This window comes from Polaromonas sp. P1_G1 (assembly GCF_056405595.1).
In genome coordinates this window covers 1-351 of the sequence record NZ_JBFUBU010000328.1, presented here as the reverse complement: position 1 = coordinate 351, position 351 = coordinate 1, and the positions used below count along the sequence as shown (strand labels likewise).

Genomic DNA, 351 nt, shown 5'->3' with positions numbered 1-351 from the left:
GGCCAGGATGGCGCGGTCTACCCGCAGGTGCTTCATGAAGGCCGCATTGGGCGCCATGGGGTGGTTCACCCGCAGCAGGTGCCAGGCCGTCCAGGCGATGGCCGACAAGAACGACAGCACCGAGGCCCAGGCCGCGCTCGTCACGCCCAAGCGCGGCAGGCCCAGCCAACCTTGGATGAGTGCGGGCGTGACCACCAGCCCCACCACGGTGGAAATGATCAGGGTCTTGAGCGGGGTTTTGGTGTCGCCCACGCCGCGCAGCATGGAAGTGATGAGCAGAAAGATGAAGATGCCGGGCGCGGCCACCATGCTGATGCGCGCATAGGCAATGGCACCGGGCAGGATGTCGGC

At 66.7% G+C, this 351-nt stretch carries 1 protein-coding gene; it reads right to left on the bottom strand.

Going from position 1 to position 351, the window contains the following annotated elements:
- Window positions 1–351, bottom strand: a 351-nt coding sequence (locus AC1D1Y_RS27070; RefSeq protein WP_477685049.1) for an MATE family efflux transporter, incomplete at both ends; no start/stop codon positions are given.